Genomic DNA, 19,495 nt, shown 5'->3' on the forward strand with positions numbered 1-19,495 from the left:
ATTCGATTGCAAGAATGAAGCGGAAAGTTTGCGTCGATCTATCGAAGTGCTGCGTGACCGTATCAACACAGATACACGCTATGTCCGCTACAAGACCTTGGTCGGATTCAAGAGTGTCTTGCCCCCTCAGTGGGAAGATAGAAATTTCGATGACCATGAAGGCTATCGCCGGAAGGAATATTTGGAATATATCGCTGCGATTTCCATGGAGAATTCGGATGAATGGTACGACCTTATCATCCGTTGCGCGGAAACAGGGTCGAATGAGGTGGAGGTGCTGGCATCCTTGATTTTCTGTGATTTCCTGTGCGAATTAGCAAGAGAAAAACCCGATATCGTGCTTGCTTGGAGGAAAAGCAATAACAAGCACCTTCTCGATTTTTTGTTACCTGTTCTCAATGGTCTGTTCAACAGCAGCGCTATCGCCGAATATAAATCGCTGATTGCGAGCTATCTTGAGAAAGGTGAGTATCTGCTTGCAATTGCCAGACATTTTCAGGTTCTCGAGTCCCCACCTGTAGAGCAGGCCAAAATGCTTCTTGATAAGGCGTTGGCGAATGATGACAGACCTGTGATATCTGAATCCATTGCTCTCGCAATCAAGAAGCATGCATCTTCATCTGGTTGGATCGAAGAAATTTTCCTTCCCGCATTGCAGCACCTGATCTCCGCGAAGGATTGTCGCTGGATTGGACAAAATGGGTATATAAAGGGCATTGAAACCTTTGTGGCGCAGCTATCTCCGGATCAAATTTCGGTTGTACTCGAAGGTATTTTGGCGGCGCCAGAAATCGAATACGAAGCGGAACATTTCCTCGCGCTCATTGCCACCCGGGATCTCAAGGCAGTTTTGGATTTTTTCCACCAGCGTCTTGCCAACAAGCAGGAGATCAAAGACTACCAGGCGATTCCCTATTCGTTTGATTGGCTAAAGAAGCCATTCTCCGAAAATATCGACTTGATAATTGACACGATACGGAAATGGGATAGCCCAAGCGATCAATTCTTTCGATTTACTTACGGACGCCTGCTGCGTGCCGCGTTGCCAACTTTTACCGAAGAAGGGTCCACGAAATTCATGGGTATTGCCGAAACAGGCTTGGATCAAGATATCAACTTCATTCTCAGTGCCATGCCCATTTATTGCGGTAACCCTTTAATCTTCCCGGTGCTCATGGCAGTGGTGAATCGACTGTCGCCTGAAGATGCCCGTTTGAAAAAAGTCGAAGATTGCATTCTACCGAGCGGTATGATCACCGGCCGTATCGATTATGCTTATGCGGATGCATACCGAGCCAAGAAGAAAGAATTGCAGAAACACTATCCCAATGATCCGCGCCCCCGTGTCAAGGACTTCGTGGAAAAATGCCTTCAACAGCTTGATCGCCACATTGCATCGGAGCAACGATCGGCAGATCAACAATCGGCACAAAGGCGGCTTGGGCTCGATGAATAAACAATAATCCCAAGATCGGAAGGAAATCATGGGCATGTGGGTGAGCGGCACTTCAATACCAACACCCATCAGAACCCAGTGAATCAGCGGATAGGCCGAAGGTGACCTGCCCGCCGGCATTCACTACCAGCGGCTATTGCACGTGTTGGATGCCGCACGAAACAGGAGCCCCCACGGCCCAGCACCAACCCAAGCAAGGTCAAGGAAAAGCCTTGCGGCCGCCTCGCCCCGGCCGGCGGCCCGGGTCGGCTCCCTTAAAATCCCCGCTCCCCCCCGTCCGCCAAGGCGCCCGGCCGCCTCCTGCACTGCCCCATCCCATGCTCCCGCCCCTGCAACGCCCCGGCCTCGACAGCCTGTCCAAGTCCTTTGAACCCGCTGCCCTGGAGGCCCGATGGGGGCCGGAATGGGAGCGCCGCGGCTATGGCGTCGCGGGGTTTCGTGGCAGTGGCGCGCCGCGCGCGGGCGAGGGGGCGTTCTCCATCCAGCTGCCGCCGCCGAATGTGACGGGCACGCTGCACATGGGCCATGCGTTCAACCAGACGATCATGGACAGCCTCACGCGCTACCACCGCATGCGCGGCTTCAACACCCTGTGGCTGCCGGGCACCGACCACGCGGGCATTGCCACGCAGATCGTCGTTGAGCGCCAGTTGCAGGAGCAGGGCGTCAGCCGCCACGACCTGGGGCCCACCCCGGCCGAGGCGCGCAGGAACTTTGTCTCCAAGGTCTGGGAGTGGAAGAGGAAATCCGGCAACACCATTGCCACGCAAATGCGCCGCATGGGCGACAGCGTGGACTGGAGCCGCGAGTATTTCACGATGGACGAGAAGCTCTCCCGCGCGGTGACCGAGACCTTCGTGCGGCTGTACGAGCAGGGCCTGATCTACCGCGGCAAGCGCTTGGTGAACTGGGACCCGCAGCTGCAATCGGCGGTGTCCGATCTGGAGGTCGAAAGCGAGGAGCGCGACGGCTTTCTATGGCATATCGCGTATCCGCTGGCCGATGGCTCGGGCAGCCTTCGGGTGGCGACCACGCGGCCCGAGACCCTGTTCGGCGACGTGGCGCTGATGGTGCACCCCGAGGACGCGCGCTACCGCGCCCTCGTCGGCCAGAGCGTGCATCTGCCCCTGTGCGCGCGCCAGATTCCGGTGATTGCCGACGCCTGCGTGGACCCGGAATTCGGCACCGGCGTGGTCAAGGTCACGCCCGCGCATGACCCGAACGACTACGCCGTGGGCCAGCGCCACGGGCTGCCCATGCGGGTGGTGCTGACCTTGCAGGCGAGCATCAACGAGAACGCGCCGGAGAAGTACCGCGGAATGGACCGCTTCGTCGCGCGCAAGGCCGTGGTCGCCGATCTGCAAGCCTGCGGCGCCTTGGTCGAGGTGCAAAAGCACCGGCACATGCTGCCCATCTGCACCCGCACCGGCCAGGTGGTCGAGCCCATGCTGACCGACCAGTGGTTCGTGGCCATGAACCGGGTGAGCGAGGGAGACGCCAGCGGCAAGAGCATGGCGCAAAAGGCCATCGACGCGGTGGCCGGCGGGCAGGTGCGCTTCGTTCCGGAAAATTGGGTCAACACCTTCAACCAGTGGATGAACAACATCCAGGACTGGTGCATCAGCCGTCAGCTGTGGTGGGGGCACCAGATTCCGGCCTGGTACGACGAGGACGGCGGCGTGATCGTCGCGCGCAGCGAGGCCGAGGCGCAGGCCAAGGCCCCGGGCAGGACGCTGCGCCGCGACGCCGACGTGCTCGACACCTGGTACTCCGCCGCCCTCGTTCCCTTCAGCACCATGGGCTGGCCCGAGCAGGGCCGCGCTGCGGGCGACGACTTCAACCTCTACCTGCCCTCCTCCGTGCTGGTGACGGGCTACGACATCATCTTCTTCTGGGTCGCCCGGATGATCATGATGAGCACGCATTTCACGGGCCGCGTACCGTTCCGGCAGGTGTACATCCACGGCCTGGTGCGCGACGCGCAGGGCAGGAAGATGTCCAAGTCCGAAGGCAATGTGCTCGACCCCGTGGACCTGATCGACGGCATCGCGCTGGAGCCCCTGCTGGACAAGCGCAGCACCGGCCTGCGCAGGCCCGAGGACGCACCCGCGGTGCGCCGGAGCACGCAAAAGGAATTCCCCGAAGGCATTCCTGCCTATGGCGCGGACGCGCTGCGCCTGACCTTTGCGGCGCTGGCTACGCTGGGGCGCAGCATCAACTTCGACAGCAAGCGCTGCGAGGGGTACCGCAATTTTTGCAACAAGCTATGGAACGCGAGCCGCTTCGTGCTGATGCACTGCGAGGGCCAGGACTGCGGTCTTCAGGAGCACACCCCGCAGGACTGCCAGAGCGGCGGCCCGGCGCAGGGCTACCTGGCGTTCAGCCCGGCCGACCGCTGGATCGCGTCGCTGCTGCAAGGGACCGCGGCCGATGCGGAAAAGGGCTTTGCCGAATACCGCCTGGACAACGTGGCGAACGCGATCTACGACTTCGTCTGGAACGAATACTGCGACTGGTACCTGGAAATCGCCAAGGTACAGCTGCACCACGGCAGCGAGGCCGCGCAGCGCGCCACGCGCCGCACGCTGATCCGCACGCTCGAAGCCATCCTGCGCCTGGCGCACCCGATCGTCCCGTTCATCACCGAGGCCCTGTGGCAAACGGTCGCGCCCGTGGCCGGCCTGGCAGGCGAATCCGTGGGGATCGCCCACTACCCGCAGGCCCGGCCCGAGAAGATCGACGCGGCCGCGCTCGCCCACATGGCCCGCGTCAAGGCCCTGGTGGACGCGTGCCGCGCCCTGCGCGGCGAGATGAACCTCTCGCCTGCGGCGCGTCTGCCCCTGTACGCCGTGGGCGACGCCGGGTTCATGCGCGCCGTGGCGCCGGTGCTGCAAGCGCTGGCCAGACTCGGCGAAGTCCGGGTCTTCGACGACGAAGCCGCCTGGGCCAGCGCCGCGCAGGCGGCCCCCGTGGCCGTGGTGGGCGACGCGCGCATATGCCTGCACATGGAGATCGACGTGGCGGCCGAGAAGGCGCGCCTGGCGAGAGAAATCGCGCGCATCGAAGGCGAGGCCGCGAAGGCCGGCGCCAAGCTGGACAACCCGGCCTTCGTCGCCAAGGCGCCGCCGGCGGTCATCGAGCAGGAGCAAAAACGGGTCGCCGGCTTCGGCGCGACGCTGGGCCGCTTGCGCGATCAGCTGACAAGGCTGGGCTGAATACGGCGCGATACTGTAGGGCCCGTTGCGTCACTCGAAGGAGACCCAATGACCACCGATCCCGCCATCCACAAAGCCGTATTTCCCGTCGCCGGCCTGGGAACGCGCTTCTTGCCCGCGACCAAGGCCTCGCCCAAGGAAATGCTCCCCGTGGTGGACAAGCCGCTGATCCAGTACGCCGTGGAAGAGGCCTACGCCGCCGGCATCCGCCACATGATCTTCGTGACCGGCCGCAGCAAACGCGCCATCGAAGACCATTTCGACACCGTCTACGAACTCGAAGCCGAACTCGAAACCGCCGGCAAGCAGGAACTGCTGGCCCTGGTGCGCTCCGTGCAGCCCGACGACATGGACTGCGCCTTCGTGCGCCAGCCGCGCTCACTCGGCCTGGGCCACGCGGTGCTGTGCGCCGAGCCCCTGGTGGGCCGCGAGCCCTTTGCCGTGCTGCTGGCCGACGACCTGATGGTCGGCCCCCCGGGCGGCCCGCCCGTTCTGGCCCAGATGGTGAGCGCCTTTCGCCAGCAAGGCCGCTCGGTGATCGCCGTGCAGGAAGTGCCCGAGGACCAAGTGCACCGCTACGGCATCGTCGCCGGCGAGCCCGCAGGCGGCCCGCTGATCCGCATCGATCGCATCGTCGAAAAGCCCTCGGCCGCCCAGGCCCCGTCGCGCATGGGCGTGGCCGGCCGCTACATCCTCACGCCGGGCGTATTCGACGAAATCCGCAGGCAGCCGCGCGGCGTGGGCGGCGAGATCCAACTCACCGACGCCATTGCCCGTTTGATGCAAAACGAAGCCGTATACGCCTTGCACTACCAGGGCAAGCGCTACGACTGCGGCAGCAAGGAGGGTTTTCTGGAAGCCACGGTGGAATTGGCGCTCCAGCACCCCCAGGTGGGGGCGCACTTTCGTGCGTATCTCAAGGGGTTGGATCTGTAGTGCGGTATCCCGCAAATAGCGGCATATATACTGCGCCTTTTGCGCCATGGTGGCGTTGCAAATCCTTGCGATACCCAGGGTATGGCGAGGATTTTTGCCTTGCCATGGCGGGCAATGCATCCGTTTCATTCAAGGAGTTGTGATTGTGAAATGCCCATGCTGCAGCGCGGCTGAACTGATACCCGACACCCGTGATATTCACTATATCTACAAGGGAGAAGCTACCGTTATACCCAAAGTGACGGGTGAATTTTGTCCCGCATGTGGTGAGGTGATCCTGAATCGAGAACACGGAGACCGGTACAGCGACCTGTTGGGGCAGTTTCAGCGGCAAGTGAATTCAGCGTATGTCGATCCAGCCTATATCGCCAAGGTTCGTAAAAAGCTTGATCTTGACCAACGGCAAGCGGCGGAAATTTTCGGCGGTGGAATCAATGCATTCTCTCGGTATAAGAACGGAAAAACAAAGCCACCGCTGTCACTGGTGAAACTGCTCAAGGTGCTGGATCGGCACCCTGAGTTGCTTAACGAAGTGGTAAATTAGTACCGACGCTTGGTGCGCTGTCCCGCAAATGTCAGCGCGTGATTGGCGAGGTGTGGTGCATCAAGTGATGGGGTGGCGGCGTTACCTCCCAGAGGGTCAGACGGGCTCGACGATCTCCGGCATCGGCCCGGGCAGATCAATCCCATGGGCCTTTAGCATTGCCCGCATTCGCTGCTCCGTGTCCTTGTCCCGCTCCATGAACTTATCATCATCCCGAAGCAAGTTCAGTTCTTCGCGTAGCGCACTTATCAGCTTGGTAAGCGTATGCTGGACGGGACCCTGCCTGTCAAGGAATGCTGTCAGGACTTCCTTGTATAACGAGGCGATAGCGTCGCGGTCCTGCTGCTGAGCAAGTTCAAGCGCCTTCACGTGTTCATCGGTTTCCTTCTTCAGAGCGATCAACTTTTTCTGCTCTTCCAGTCCCGCATTCCTCGCTCTGGCGTCGGCAAGTTGAGAATCAAGGCGACGATCCTCGCTTTTTGCGATCGCCTCTTCCCGACGACGGACCGACTCCTTTAACTTTCGAATCGGGTGGGAAGCGAGCGCCTGATGGAAAAATAATTCTGAGAAGTCACCTGCAAGGTCTTGCGAAAGGTGAGCAGCTTCCGCGTCTGCAACCAGCCAGATCTTCGCGTTGGCCTTCAGAAAGGATTGGAGGCCGTCACCATCATTGCCAGCGTTCAAAGGTCGATCCGGCAGGCCACCAATGTATCCCAGCAGCGCATAAGCCTCTTCTACCGCACTCGCGTAGACTTCTCGGCGGATGATTCCTTTTCGATCCTCGTCCTTCTGCTTCGCATCATGCTCCCGCTGCCGGTTTGCCTCGTCGTTATCACGGTCGTGCTGCGTCTTCAATAGCTTCAAACTGTTCTTGTTTGACAACCACGACGTGAGTATTACGGCACAGGGCGCCACGACAAGACTAACGACAGCACCAATTAGCCCTGGCCAGATATTCCAGGGGACACCCAGCCACCCCTGAACTGTTTGAACTGCTATTTCCATGTGTTTTCTCCGTTATGATTGCACTGTAGCGTCATTGGCATCATTTGCGCAATCCAATGCCGCGCTGGCCCCGCTACAAGCGATCCCACATTTGCCGAACGCCCACGAAATGAACGAGACCGAGCACCAGGCAAATGGCTGAACTGATAATCCAGAAAAGTATCCCGTTCTCGGGGAATAGCGGGATCAAGATAAAAAAACACAATCCACGCAACAAGTATATGGAAGCAATGGCGCAAAGTACCAATTTAAGCAGCGGGAGACGGCGGATTGCGCCTGCGGCGGAAAGGGCATAGGCCGAGAAAGCGAAAAGCGTTGCAGCAATGGCCGCGGTAAAAACCGGCGGATACCAATGGCCCCTCTCGACCATTTGTATCATGGCTCCTCCGGCACCGAGAAAACGGTACCAAGGTGCACCAAACACGATACAGCCAATATGGAGGATGCCTGCCATGGCACTGAGCGCAGCGCCGACTACAAGGTAACGGTTACTGGAATGTTGCATAACGCAAGGGTATTTTGGGCGTCGTTGAATGAATCCTGGGTCAAGGGCTGTTCCGTCTCAAGCAGGTACACGCTGGGGTCCAGGCGCCGCGCACCGATTATTCAAACACAAAGGCTTTTCTTCTGTCCAGAAGGTAAGGGCGGTAATACCCGCAGCTGGGGCTGACCGGCAACAGGTCATCGCTCAGAGAATAACCCAGTTTTTGTATCATGTAGTTTCTGCGGCGCAGCATGCGTTCGTACAGCGCGGGGTGGTTTGCCGCCAGTTGCTGGCGCAGGCTGCTGTCAGCGACGTAGTAGCCATCTTCGATATTCGCACCAAACCAGGGTCTTGCCGGACCCGGTATGATGTCCAACTGCATATAGCTTCCGGATTTTATGCGGATGCTTGATCCTTCGTAGATGGGAGAGGAAACCCATTCATCATCGGCAATCAGGTGTCCGGGGTTGAGATGCCAGCCATGGCGATTTCTTGGGTAGATCTTTTCCACGGCTTGGTAGATTTCACCCCCTGTGATTCCGACCTTCAGGTGTTTTATCCATGTATAGGCTGCGGCCATGTAGGGATGGACGACCTCCTGGACCCAAGTTCGGCAGTTCAGGGGAATGTCGTCCTGGCTGCTTGCCACGTAGGCGGCGCGCGAACTGAGCGCGCCCCGCAGACCGAGGGCGACCGTCAGGAAATCACCCCGGTCTATGCGTTGGGTTGATGGGCTTGGAAGCCCCAAGCGCGCTTTTTCCTTGACCGAAAGCATGGGGTGGCAGGATGCAGGAACTCCCCGGGTCTCGAAATGGCGTGCCAGGGCCAGTTCGGTCTGCCCGGGTTCCACCTTGTCGAGTATGGTCAGAATGGATCCGGAGGCCAGACTGGCGGCATATTCGTATTCTGCCAATTGGGCAGGTTCCACGAAACTGCGCAGTCCATGGTCGGCGTGCATGAGGAGCGCTGTTGCATTCTCCATATTGGAGTCCCCAACGATGGAGCGCAGGGTTTCAACAATATAGTGGGGGATTTCAAAGGCCGACTCCATGCCCGCGCCATCTGCCTGGGTGAAGTATTTCCATCCCACCACGCCGACGCGGGTATGCCTTCCGGCTCCCAACTGCATGAGCCGCTCTTCGAACGTATTTCTTGCAATGCGCGGCTGGTCGAGCAGGCTCAGCGACGGAAAATGCACCACCTCGTGCTCCACCCGGGTGAAGTAGCTTGCTACCGATTGGTTTTCATTGCCCAAAAAAATCACCGGTCTGGATTGTGACGGCAGCACCAGGATGGCTTCTTCAAAGCGTGGATCAAAGTTCGTCAGGTATCTGAAATTGGCAGCATGCTCGCGGTCCGCATAGACCACCAGAAAATCGAGGGCGCGCTCCTCCATTTTTTCACGCAGCGATTCAAAGCGCCGAACAAAAAGATCGGCCCCCAGTTCAGCGTAATCTTCTGCGAGTGAAATGTCCGGAAGGTCCAGTTCTTTTAAAATCGGTTGTTTCATGCTGTCAAGTTCTCAGGTATTTTTGTGGCTATCCGGGGTTTGGGGCCCGATCTTTTTCGTGGATCGGGGGTATGGTCCATTGCATGCATCTAATTTCTGGAAATGGCGTTTGTCCGCCGAATTTTCTGTTGCAGCTGAATGATTCCGTACAAGAGTGCCTCGGCAGTCGGCGGGCAGCCTGGCACGTATACGTCAACCGGGACAATGCGATCACAGCCGCGCACAACAGAATACGCATAGTGGTAATAACCACCGCCATTCGCACAAGAACCCATGGACAATACCCAGCGCGGCTCCGCCATCTGATCGTAGACCTTGCGCAGAGCGGGGGCCATTTTATTCGTCAAGGTGCCGGCAACGATCATCAAATCGGCCTGTCGCGGACTGGCGCGGAAAACCTCTGCACCAAACCGGGCGATGTCGTAGCGCGCGCTCGCCGAGTGAATCATTTCCACCGCACAACAAGCAAGACCAAAAGTCATGGGCCAAAGGGACCCTGTTTGGGCCCAGTGGACCACGCTGGCGTATGAAGTCGTGGCGAAGCCGTTTTTAAAAACACCATCCATCATCTTGGTTTTCAACTTTCAAATGCTCCGCAAGCCGACTGGATGTCGTTGGTAAATTGCTGCGGTGCAAGGCCACATGCTTGCGGAAGTCCTGCTGGACCGGCGGATTCTAGGGCGTTGAAAACCCATTCCCAGTCATCCATGCGACAAGGCCAAGAAGGCCAAGTGAACGACCTGGAGCGCGGTGTCTTTCAAACTCCGACAGCTTTGAAAGAATGCCGCGGTCAGCCGAGAAAATGACAGAGGCATCCAAGATGCCCGCGTGCGCCATGGGCCGCGCTGCGGGATCGGCCGGCCTCCGGTTACAGCGCCCGCACCAGGGCCCGCACGGCGCGCGGGTAGAGCAGGTGTTCCTGGCTCAGTACGCGGGCCGCCAGGGTTTGCGCGGTGTCTCCGGGCAGTACCGGGACTACGGCCTGGTCCAGGATCGGGCCGGCGTCGAGCGCGGCCGTTACCTGGTGCACCGTGGCGCCGGCAAAGCGGCAGCCTGCGTCGATGGCGCGCTGGTGCGTGTGCAGCCCCGTGAACGCGGGCAGCAGCGAGGGGTGGATGTTGATCAGGCGCCCCGCGTAGCGCGCGACGAAGTCCGGCGTGAGGATGCGCATGAACCCGGCGAGCAGTACCAGCGCGGGCTGGTGGCGGTCGATGGTGGCGGCCAGTGCGGCGTCGAAGGCCTCGCGGCTGGCAAAGGCGCGGTGGTCCAGCGCCCCGGTTGCGATTCCCTGTTCGCGCGCGAGCAGCAACCCTGCGGCGTCGGCTTGGTTGCTCAGCACGGCCGCGACCCGGGCGCCGTAGCGCTGCTCCCAGTTTTCCTGCTGCGCGGTGCGGACGATGGCGGCCATGTTGGAGCCGCCGCCGGAGATCAGGATGACGATGTTTCTCTTCATGTGCGCCCGGATTATCCGGGCACGCCCCCGAATACCGGGAGGCGTCGCCGGGCTCAGCCGAACAGCGCCTTCTCCAGGCGCCTGAACTTGGCGTCGCCCACGGCATCGCGGATTCTGGGGGCCAGCGCCACCAGGTCGTTGTAGCCTCCCGTGCCCTCGACCGCCAGATTCAGCCGAAACCCCCGCAGTCCGAGACCGGAAGTCAGCTCCGCGGCGATGGGGTACGCCGTCTGGTAGCGCTCCTGGGGCGAGCGGTCCGTTTCATCCATCAGCGTCGTCACCGATTCCAATTCGCCCGCAGAGGGCGCGGCCACCGCATCCGGTGCCTGCGGCGACCCGGACAGCGGCGCCAGAAGCCCCTGCGCGACCATGGCCTGGATATCGTTCTGGGTGATTCCCACGGGGGCCGTGGCTGCGAGGATTTCACCCGTGGTGCGCTGGCCGTCAAAAAGAATGAAGGCCGATCGCAGACGCGAACTCAAATGGCCGTGCCGGCTTTTCAGCGCCTCTCGCCCTGCCAGGGTTTTGACGAGAACCATGGATTTCCTCGTGATGGATAGTGGGCAATGCTTGTGGCGCCCGGGCCGAATTATCGCCCAAGGTCCGGGGGTCTTGGGCCTGAATGTCGGGGCTTGCGCCCGTTCATGCGCCTGGCGGAGCCGTTGTTGCGAATCCCCCGCGGGGCGGCATTTTGCTGCGCGTCAGCGCGCTCACGAGCAGCGTCAGCAAGAGCCCGCAGGGGACACCGAACACGCCTGCGGAGACGGGTTGGATTCCGAACCAGAGTCCGTCGTCGGCCCAGGGCCAGTGGGGCAGGGTCTGGAGCGCCGGCGCGCGCGAGAGCATGTAGTACAGCGTGAGCGCCAATCCGCCGAGCATTCCCGCCACGGCACCCTGCCGCGTGGTACCCCGCCAGAAGATGCCGAGCAGCATGGCGGGAACGAAGGCCGACGCCGCGAGCGAGAACGACGCCGCCACCAGCGGCAGGATGTCCGCGGGTTTGAGCGTCGCCACGAAGGCCGCCGACAGGGCCACCGCGAGCAGGGTGAACTTGCTCAGGATCACGCGCTGCTCGGCAGACGCCTGGCGACCCGCCTGGTGGTCCGTTCCCTGAAAGTACAGGTCGCGCACCAGCGCGTTGCTGATGGTCAGCAGCAGGCCGTCGGCCGTGGACAGCGCCGCCGCCAGGCCACCGGCCGCGACCAGGCCGGAGACCACGTAGGGCAGTCCGCCGAGCTCGGGGGTGGCGAGCATGATGAGGTCGGCGCCGAAGCGGATTTCGCCAAACTGGATCAGGCCATCGCCATTCACGTCTTCCACCGAGAGCAGCGCGCCATCGACCCGCGCCCATTGCGCCATCCAGTTGGGCAGCGCGTCGAAATGGCTGCCCACCAAGTTCTGCATGACTTCAAACTTCACCAGCACGGCCAGCGCGGGCGCGCTCAGGTACAGCAGCGCGATGAAGAATACCGACCAGCCCACGGACGCGCGCGCCGCCGCCACCGAGGGCGTGGTGTAGTAGCGCGTGAGCAGATGCGGCAGGCCCGCGGTGCCGACCATCAGGCAGAACATCAGCGCCAGAAAGTTGCGCCGCGCGAGCGTGTAGTCCTGCTGCTCCTGCGGGCTGCCATGGGGGTCGCCCGCGTAGGCCCGGCTGTGCGGCGGCAGCCCGCCCAGGGGGTAGGCGCGCGCGTGGTTCTCGTGCATCTCGTGGCGCCAGAGCGCCCGCGCGCTGGCGGCGTCGTGCGGCAGCGCCGCCAGCTCGCGGCTGGCCGCGACGATCAGCCGCATGTCGGCGTTTTGGGCGCGCAGCGCGCGGATGCGCTCACGGCCCTTCGCGCGCTCGCGCTCCAGCGCGGCGTCCACGTCCTGCAGGCGCGCGGCAAAATCTTCGGCGCGTTGCAGATAGGCGCGCTGCACCTGCTGTTCGGCGGGGGATGCGCGCAGCTGCGCCTCCAGGTCGGCGATCTTGCCGATTTGCGCGCCGTAGACCAGGGTCGCGAGGGGATTGCCCAGCTGCTTGTACGCCAGCCACGACACCGGGATCATGAACGCCAGCAGGACCACCACGTATTGCGCCACCTGCGTCCAGGTGATGGCGCGCATGCCGCCCAGAAACGAGCACAGCAGCACCCCGCCCAGGCCGAGCATGATCCCGATCTCGAATTGCACGCCGGTCAGGCGCGACGCGATCAGCCCCACGCCGTAGATCTGCGCCACCACGTAGGTGAAGGAGCAGAGCACGGCCGCCAGCGCCGCGATGGCGCGCGGCCAGCGCCCGCCAAAGCGCACATGAAAGAAGTCGGGCACGGTGTACAGCTGCATGGCCCGCAGCTGCGGCGCGATGAGCAGCGCGACCAGGCAGAAGCCCCCCGTCCAGCCGAGCAGATAGGCGAGCCCGCCGGCCTGCCCCGGTGTGCCGGAGAAGCCTTGCAGGTACAGCGCCCCGGACAGGCTGATGAACGACGCGGCGCTCATCCAGTCGGCGGCGGTGGCCATGCCGTTGTACATGGGCGGAATGCGCCGCCGCGCGACGTAATAGTCCTCGGGGTCGCTGGTGCGGTGGTACACGCCGATCCCGGCGTAGACCATCACCGGGAGGAACAGGAAGATCGGGCCGATCCAGTGCCGCGCGAGGCCCTGGCTCTCGGCCCAGGCCATGAGCGCGAGAAAGCCCAGCACCCCCGCGGCATACAGCGCCAGGATGCGGTGCAGCCGCCACAGCTGGGCGCGGTCGGCGTCCACGTCAGCCCTGGTGGCGGTCTGTACCCGCGTGCCGCGGCCGCCGCGCGTCGCGCCGCTCGATGCGGCCCATGGCCCAGCCATCGGCGACCACGATGCCGATGAACACCAGCACCGCGCCCTGGGCGGAAATCCAGTAGCCCAGGGGCCAGCCACCGAACACCAGCCGTTGCAGGTCGTCCGCGCAGTAGGCGGCGCCAAACGAGACCAGCGCCCAGAGCAGCAGCAGCCCGGCCTTGGGCCAGAGATGCCGCGCGTCGTGCAGCTGCGGCGCGGGCGGGTCGGCCATGGGCTCCTCGCCCGGGTGCGCGGGGCGGTGTGCGGGCGGCTGCATTGGCGGCATCGGCGGCATCACGGGCCTGCGCGTGTCAGCCCGCGAGCCGTTGCCAGGTGGCGATCACGCTGTCCGGGTTGAGCGAGATCGACGAGATGCCCTCGTCCGCCAGCCACTGCGCAAAGTCCGGGTGGTCGCTCGGGCCCTGGCCGCAGATGCCGATGTACTTGCCCTGCGCCAGACAGGTCCGGATGACCTGGTGGATCAGCGCCAGCACGGCCGGGTCGCGCTCGTCGAAGTCCTGCGCCAGCAGTTCCAGCCCCGAGTCGCGGTCCAGCCCCAGCGTGAGCTGGGTCAGGTCGTTCGAGCCGATCGAAAAGCCGTCGAAGAACGCCAGAAAGCGCTCGGCCAGGATGGCGTTGCTCGGCACCTCGCACATCATGATCAGCTTCAGCCCGTCCTTGCCGCGCTCCAGGCCGTGCGTGGCCAGCAGCTGGGTCACGCGCTCGGCCTGGCCCAGCGTGCGCACGAAGGGCACCATCACCTGCACGTTGCTCAGCCCCATGTCGCCGCGCACGCGCCGCAGCGCCTCGCACTCCATCGCAAAGGCCGCGCCAAAGTCTGCGCTGAGGTAGCGCACGGCGCCGCGAAAGCCGAGCATCGGGTTTTCCTCCTCGGGCTCGTAGCGGCTGCCGCCGATGAGCTTGCGGTATTCGTTGCTCTTGAAGTCCGACAGGCGCACGATCACCGGCTTCGGCCAGAACGCCGCGGCGATGGTCGCCACGCCTTCGGCCACCTTGTCAACGTAGAACGCGCGCGGGCTCGCGTGGCCCCGGGCCACGGACTCCACGGCCTGCTTCAGGTCGGCGTCGATCTGCGGGTAGTCCAGGATCGCCTTGGGGTGCACGCCGATGTTGTTGTTGATGATGAACTCCAGCCGCGCCAGGCCCACGCCCTCGTTGGGCAGCTGGGCAAAGTCGAAGGCCAGCTGCGGGTTGCCCACGTTCATCATGATCTTGGTCGCGATCGGCGGCATGGCGCCGCGCTGTACCTCGCTGATCTCGGTCTCCAGCAGTCCGTCGTAGACGCGGCCGGTGTCGCCCTCGGCGCAGCTCACGGTGACCAGCGTGCCCTCCTTCAGGCGCTCGGTCGCGTCGCCGCAGCCGACCACGGCCGGAATGCTCAGCTCGCGCGCAATGATTGCGGCGTGGCAGGTGCGGCCGCCGCGGTTCGTGACGATGGCGCTGGCGCGCTTCATCACGGGCTCCCAGTTCGGGTCGGTCATGTCGGTCACGAGCACGTCGCCGGGCTGGACCCGGTCCATTTCGGTGACGCTGCGCACCAGGCGCACCGGCCCGGTGCCGATCCTCTGGCCAATCGCGCGGCCCTCGGCGAGCACGTTGCCCTGGCCCTTGAGCTGGTAGCGCAGCTCGGTCTGGGCCCGGGGCTGGCTCTTGACGGTCTCGGGACGCGCCTGAAGGATGTAGATCTCGCCGTCGCTGCCGTCCTTGCCCCATTCGATGTCCATGGGGCGGCCATAGTGCTGCTCGATGAGCAGCGCGCAGTGCGCGAGCTGCGCGACCTCGGCGTCGCTCAGCGAATAGCGGTTGCGCTGCGCGGCGGGCACGTCCACGGTCTGCACCAGCTGGCCGCTGCGCACCTGCTCCTCGGGGCTGGAGAACACCATCTGCACCAGCTTGCTGCCCAGGGTGCGCCGGATCAGCGCCTGCCGGCCGGCGCGCAGCATGGGCTTGTGCACGTAGAACTCGTCGGGGTTCACGGCGCCCTGCACCACGGTCTCGCCCAGGCCGTAGCTGCTGGTGATGAAGACCACGTCCGCGAAACCGGACTCGGTGTCGATGGTGAACATCACGCCGGCCGCGCCCAGGTCGGAGCGCACCATGCGCTGCACGCCCGCGGACAGGGCCACCCCCTCGTGCTCGAAGCCCTTGTGCACGCGGTAGGAGATCGCGCGGTCGTTGTACAGCGAGGCAAACACCTGCTTGATCTTGAGCAGAACGTCGGTCAGGCCCGTGACGTTCAGAAAGCTCTCCTGCTGGCCGGCAAACGAGGCCTCGGGCAGATCCTCGGCAGTGGCCGAGGAGCGCACGGCAAACGACGCACCGGGATGCTCCGCGCAGAGCGTGGCGAACCTGTCGGCGACCGCCCGTTTCAGGTCCACCGGGAAGGGCTGCGCCTGCACCAGGGCGCGGATTTCCGCGCCCGCCGCCGCGAGCGCGCGCACGTCCTCGGTGTCCAGCCCCTGAAGCCGGGAGCGGATGCGGTCCGCCAGCCCGTCGTGCTGCAGGAACGCGCGAAACGCATGCGCCGTGGTCGCAAAGCCCGTGGGAACGCGCAGGCCCTGCGGCAGCTGCGAGATCATCTCGCCGAGGCTGGCGTTCTTGCCGCCGACGGCCCCGACGTCGGTCATCCTCAGGTTTTCAAACGGAACGACCAGGGCGGTCGGGGGGAAGAGTGCAGACATGGGAAAGCTCCAGAAGTTGAAACCGGGTCTGCGCGCGCGTCCCCGGCGTGGCGGGGGTGCGCGGCCATGCACGGGCAGCGGCCTGATCTTCTTTGTGCTTGTGGGCCGGAGGGGTGCATTGCAAATTGGGGTGGAAATTGGGACGGGCGGTACGGGACGCCCCCGAATATTGGCCACAATTGTAGGCTTGCGTCAGCCGGCGGCCCGCGGCCCGGGCGGCGGGCGCACGCTGTCCCCTTCCAATCCCCCCATCCGGAAACTCCCGAAGTCGGCCCCCATGCACTCGCGCACCGTATTTTTCGTCTCCGACGGCACCGGAATCACCGCAGAAACCTTTGGCAACGCCATCCTCGCGCAGTTCGAGATGAAGCCGCGCCACGTGCGCCTGCCCTTCGTCGATACCGTGGACAAGGCGCACCAGGCGGTACGGCAGATCAACCACACGGGGGACGCGGAGGGCAAGAAACCCATCGTCTTCACCACGCTGGTGAACATGGAGGTGCTCAAGGTCATCCAGAGCGGCTGCAAGGGCATGCTGCTGGACATGTTCGGCACCTTCGTGCGCCCGCTGGAGCAGGAGCTGGGGATCAAGTCGCACCACCGCGTGGGCCGCTTCAGCGACGTGAGCGGCAGCCAGGAATACAGCAACCGCATCGAGGCCATCAACTTCAGCTTGGCGCACGACGACGGCCAGAGCCACAGCGACCTGGCGGGCGCCGACGTGATCCTGGTCGGCGTAAGCCGCAGCGGCAAAACGCCGACCAGCCTGTACCTGGCGATGCAGTGCGGCCTCAAGACGGCGAACTACCCGCTGATCCCCGAGGACTTCGAGCGCCGCCAGCTGCCACCGGCGCTGGAGCCGCACCGCAAAAAAATCTTTGGCCTGACGATCCAACCCGAGCGCCTGTCAAAAATCCGCAACGAGCGCCGCCCCGAATCGCGCTACGCCAGCCTGGAAAACTGCCGCACCGAGGTCTCCGAAGCCGAGGCCATGATGCGCCGCGCGGGAATCCGCTGGCTCTCGACGACCACCAAGTCCATCGAAGAGATCGCCACCACCATCTTGCAGGAGCTGTGGCCCGAGCGGTTGAGGTACTGAAGGCTACAGCCGACAGAGCCTGTGAAGATATATCGGCACGAATATTGCATGTCTTTTAACATGGTCAGCACCCCCACGAAACCCGGATCAAGCGGACACACGGACACCTTGTTTGAGAACCGGATGTTTTCGCCCGACAGCACAACGGCCCCGAAACGGCGTCTCCTCGTGAATTAATCGAAGTTGCTGTTTCCAATGGAGTCTGAAATGCAAGTCTTACGTAACGGATATCTGACAATCGCGGTTTACTGCGTCAGTACCGCACTTTCCGCGGTTTGGGTGACGTTTGCATTTTCGAACATCAGCGGGTCGACCCTGACTTTCATTGCCCTCCTGACGGCCTACGTCATTTTCCTTGGTGCGCACCTGATGAGAGGGGGGCGGCCATTCGATCTGCTGCGCAAGCATTTTTCGGAAGTTGTCATCCTGAACGTGCTGACTGTTGCTGCATGGTACTTCATGTTTTTGGCGTTGCAAAGAATAGAGGCTTCCGTCGAGTCAGCTATTTATCAGGGATGCGTGCCGATTGCCGTGCTGGTGTGTGGATTGTTTGCTGGACAAGCGAGTTTCTGGTCATTGCGCACGCTGGGCTGCATATTGATTTCCTTGTGTCTCTTCAGCCTCGTCGCCGCTCGCATCGCAACGGAAGGGGTGATCGCAATCGAAATGTCCAGGCTGTATTCCGGTATCGCACTGGCAACCATCGCTGGCATAGCTGGCGGGGTCTATGTCTATTGGTCGGCGCAAGTCGTCAAGAAAACCCAATGCAAGACGCTGGATATCCTTTGTAATCGCTTTGTAACTACTCAGCCCCCCGGCCCCCGGCCCAGCCCATCAACCAAAGCGAGGTTGAACCGGAGAGCCCAGAAAGGCTTGGGTGAGCGCGTCAAACAACTTGGCACCCTGCTTGTTCAGCGTCGCCAAGTAGGAGCGGATGATGCAGTAGATATCCGCTCCGTCGCTTGTCCGAAAGCACCCGGAAATCTTCTGCTTGACCTTGGGCATGCGCACAGCCTGCTCGGCCAAGTTGTTCGTGAAAGGTACGTTCGGCTCCGTCATGAAACGCCAAACGTCATCGCTGTAATCGCGTAGCCGGCCGATCAGGTTGGCGGCCTTGCTCTGCTTGATGCGACCGCGTCGGCCATTGGACTGCACGCGCGGATTGAGCAGATCGCCTTCGGCCAAAGTTGCCTCGAACTGACTGCGCAGATCGCACACTCGCTGCAGGTGCTCAGGCGCCGTGTAGTCGATCTGACCCTGTGCACGCAGTTGATGGATCAGGCTGTTGGCGTACAGCAGCACCTCAATCGATCGACCCGCCCAGTCCTGCTTGAGTTGCTCATGCACATACGTCAGTTCGCGTACATGGTGCGCGTTGCACAGGCTGTGCCTACTGCCCAGCATGCGATAGGACCCCCAGCCGTCGTGCACCAGCGTGCCTTTGAACAGGGGCAGGATGCCATGCTCGATGAACGCTGCCATGCCACGTTTCTCATGTCGCCCCAGCCAAGTCAACTTCTCGGTGACCAGCGTGTGCAACCAGTGCAGCGATTTGTTCACGCGCAGGCCCGTCTCGTCGGCGTGCACGATTGGCCGGTTCACCAACTCCTGCGCGATGGCCGTGACTGTGGGCGCCAGCACCTGGGCAGCCTCAGCGTTGGCACTCAGAATCGTTGCCTCGGACATGGGCATGTCAAAGAGGTCGCCCATCACTTCACCCGTGCGCTTGAGTGGCAGCATCTGGTACTGGTTCAGGTGCACGGCCGCAGCCTTCGCACGTGGGCCGTATTGCACTGCTGCGGTGACCTCCGCGGGGAATACGCCACGATGGGTCTTGCCGCAGTTGCAGATCGATTGCAGTACGCGGTGCTCGGTGACTTGGTAGCGCAAATCGGGCAGATCGTGGACCTGCCGGGCCTCAACCAGGCTGGCCTGACCCCAGACATCGCAATGCTCGGGCGGCGCATGGATGACGACCATATTGGGCTCGGCCACTTGGCTCAGGGTATGGCCCTTGTGCCCCTTCTGCCCGCCGACCGGCCGTTGCCCGGCTTTGCGCAATGACTTGGGTTGGGGCTTGTTGAGCCCATCGCTGGAGGGGGGCTTGCTGGAGTTGCGACTGTTCAGATTGAGCCGCGCTTGCAGTTCGTTGTTTTGCGCCATCAGCGTCTGCACCATCGCCCATAGCTCCAGAACCAGTGCACCCATCTGGGTCGAACTAAGTGTGCTGAGGTCGGGTAGCTGTTGCATTGAGTTGCGGATTATGGCCTACGGCGAGGGGGGCCTGAGTAG

General features: G+C 62.6%; 16 protein-coding genes and 1 pseudogene. 6 read left to right on the top strand and 11 right to left on the bottom strand.

From position 1 onward, the window contains the following. The first annotated feature begins 46 nt into the window (after positions 1-46). The 4 genes from D5041_RS10670 to D5041_RS10685 all read left to right on the top strand — a co-directional run bounded on the left by D5041_RS10670 (position 47) and on the right by D5041_RS10685 (position 6,151). A complete protein-coding gene (locus D5041_RS10670; protein ID WP_265284687.1) occupies positions 47-1,456 on the top strand; it encodes a hypothetical protein in 1,410 nt (469 codons plus the stop codon). 317 nt (positions 1,457-1,773) lie between these two features. Continuing rightward, positions 1,774-4,671 (top strand): valine--tRNA ligase, encoded by a 2,898-nt coding sequence (locus D5041_RS10675; protein WP_265284688.1) that lies wholly within the window; start codon positions 1,774-1,776, stop codon positions 4,669-4,671. A gap of 48 nt (positions 4,672-4,719) precedes the next feature. After that, positions 4,720-5,607 carry a UTP--glucose-1-phosphate uridylyltransferase GalU gene (gene galU, locus D5041_RS10680; RefSeq protein WP_265281511.1) on the top strand — a complete coding sequence of 296 codons (888 nt, stop codon included), beginning with the start codon at positions 4,720-4,722 and terminating at the stop codon, positions 5,605-5,607. Positions 5,608-5,752: 145 nt separating this feature from the next. Then, positions 5,753-6,151 carry a type II toxin-antitoxin system MqsA family antitoxin gene (locus D5041_RS10685; protein WP_265285081.1) on the top strand — a complete coding sequence of 133 codons (399 nt, stop codon included), beginning with the start codon at positions 5,753-5,755 and terminating at the stop codon, positions 6,149-6,151. Between the two features lie 96 nt (positions 6,152-6,247). Here the strand turns inward: D5041_RS10685 and D5041_RS10690 are convergent, their stop codons facing one another. The 9 genes from D5041_RS10690 to ppsA form a co-directional block, all read right to left on the bottom strand. Next, the gene (locus D5041_RS10690; RefSeq protein WP_265284689.1) at positions 6,248-7,156 is read right to left on the bottom strand and encodes a hypothetical protein; all 909 of its coding nucleotides are present in this window, start codon (positions 7,154-7,156) and stop codon (positions 6,248-6,250) included. Between the two features lie 73 nt (positions 7,157-7,229). Then, entirely contained in the window at positions 7,230-7,610 is a 381-nt protein-coding gene (locus tag D5041_RS10695; protein ID WP_265284690.1) for a hypothetical protein, read from the bottom strand. Positions 7,611-7,758: 148 nt separating this feature from the next. Continuing rightward, complete coding sequence (locus D5041_RS10700; protein WP_265284691.1) at positions 7,759-9,150, bottom strand: aminopeptidase P family protein; 1,392 nt, start codon at positions 9,148-9,150, stop codon at positions 7,759-7,761. A gap of 89 nt (positions 9,151-9,239) precedes the next feature. Continuing rightward, positions 9,240-9,719: a NuoB/complex I 20 kDa subunit family protein gene (gene nuoB, locus D5041_RS10705; protein ID WP_010109888.1), complete on the bottom strand. Its 480-nt coding sequence runs from the start codon at positions 9,717-9,719 to the stop codon at positions 9,240-9,242. A gap of 299 nt (positions 9,720-10,018) precedes the next feature. Then, entirely contained in the window at positions 10,019-10,603 is a 585-nt protein-coding gene (purN, locus tag D5041_RS10710; RefSeq protein ID WP_265284692.1) for a phosphoribosylglycinamide formyltransferase, read from the bottom strand. 53 nt (positions 10,604-10,656) lie between these two features. Beyond that, positions 10,657-11,142 (bottom strand): hypothetical protein, encoded by a 486-nt coding sequence (locus D5041_RS10715; RefSeq protein ID WP_265257377.1) that lies wholly within the window; start codon positions 11,140-11,142, stop codon positions 10,657-10,659. A 103-nt stretch (positions 11,143-11,245) separates the two neighbouring features. Further along, the gene (locus D5041_RS10720) at positions 11,246-13,429 is read right to left on the bottom strand and encodes a VC_2705 family sodium/solute symporter (protein WP_407702256.1); all 2,184 of its coding nucleotides are present in this window, start codon (positions 13,427-13,429) and stop codon (positions 11,246-11,248) included. Continuing rightward, positions 13,350-13,697, bottom strand: a complete 348-nt coding sequence (locus D5041_RS10725) for a DUF4212 domain-containing protein (RefSeq protein ID WP_407702257.1) — start codon at positions 13,695-13,697, stop codon at positions 13,350-13,352. Before D5041_RS10725 ends, D5041_RS10720 begins: the two co-directional genes overlap by 80 nt. A 16-nt stretch (positions 13,698-13,713) precedes the next feature. After that, the gene (gene ppsA / locus D5041_RS10730; RefSeq protein WP_265284694.1) at positions 13,714-16,104 is read right to left on the bottom strand and encodes a phosphoenolpyruvate synthase; all 2,391 of its coding nucleotides are present in this window, start codon (positions 16,102-16,104) and stop codon (positions 13,714-13,716) included. Between the two features lie 277 nt (positions 16,105-16,381). On the opposite strand from ppsA, the gene ppsR reads away from it, so the two are divergent. Further along, complete coding sequence (gene ppsR / locus D5041_RS10735; RefSeq protein ID WP_010100803.1) at positions 16,382-17,203, top strand: phosphoenolpyruvate synthetase regulatory kinase/phosphorylase PpsR; 822 nt, start codon at positions 16,382-16,384, stop codon at positions 17,201-17,203. A gap of 207 nt (positions 17,204-17,410) precedes the next feature. After that, positions 17,411-17,758 (top strand): annotated as a pseudogene (locus tag D5041_RS22125) (EamA family transporter); the annotation flags it as partial. On the opposite strand, the gene D5041_RS10740 reads toward D5041_RS22125, so the two are convergent. Both D5041_RS10740 and tnpC read right to left on the bottom strand, forming a co-directional pair. Next, entirely contained in the window at positions 17,713-17,916 is a 204-nt protein-coding gene (locus D5041_RS10740; RefSeq protein ID WP_265284695.1) for a hypothetical protein, read from the bottom strand. The pseudogene D5041_RS22125 and the gene D5041_RS10740 overlap by 46 nt on opposite strands. A 121-nt stretch (positions 17,917-18,037) precedes the next feature. Next, complete coding sequence (gene tnpC / locus D5041_RS10745) at positions 18,038-19,453, bottom strand: IS66 family transposase (RefSeq protein WP_265284696.1); 1,416 nt, start codon at positions 19,451-19,453, stop codon at positions 18,038-18,040. Positions 19,454-19,495: the final 42 nt, after the last annotated feature.

It is taken from the genome of Verminephrobacter aporrectodeae subsp. tuberculatae (genome assembly GCF_026127385.1).
Taxonomy (GTDB): domain Bacteria; phylum Pseudomonadota; class Gammaproteobacteria; order Burkholderiales; family Burkholderiaceae_C; genus Acidovorax; species Acidovorax aporrectodeae.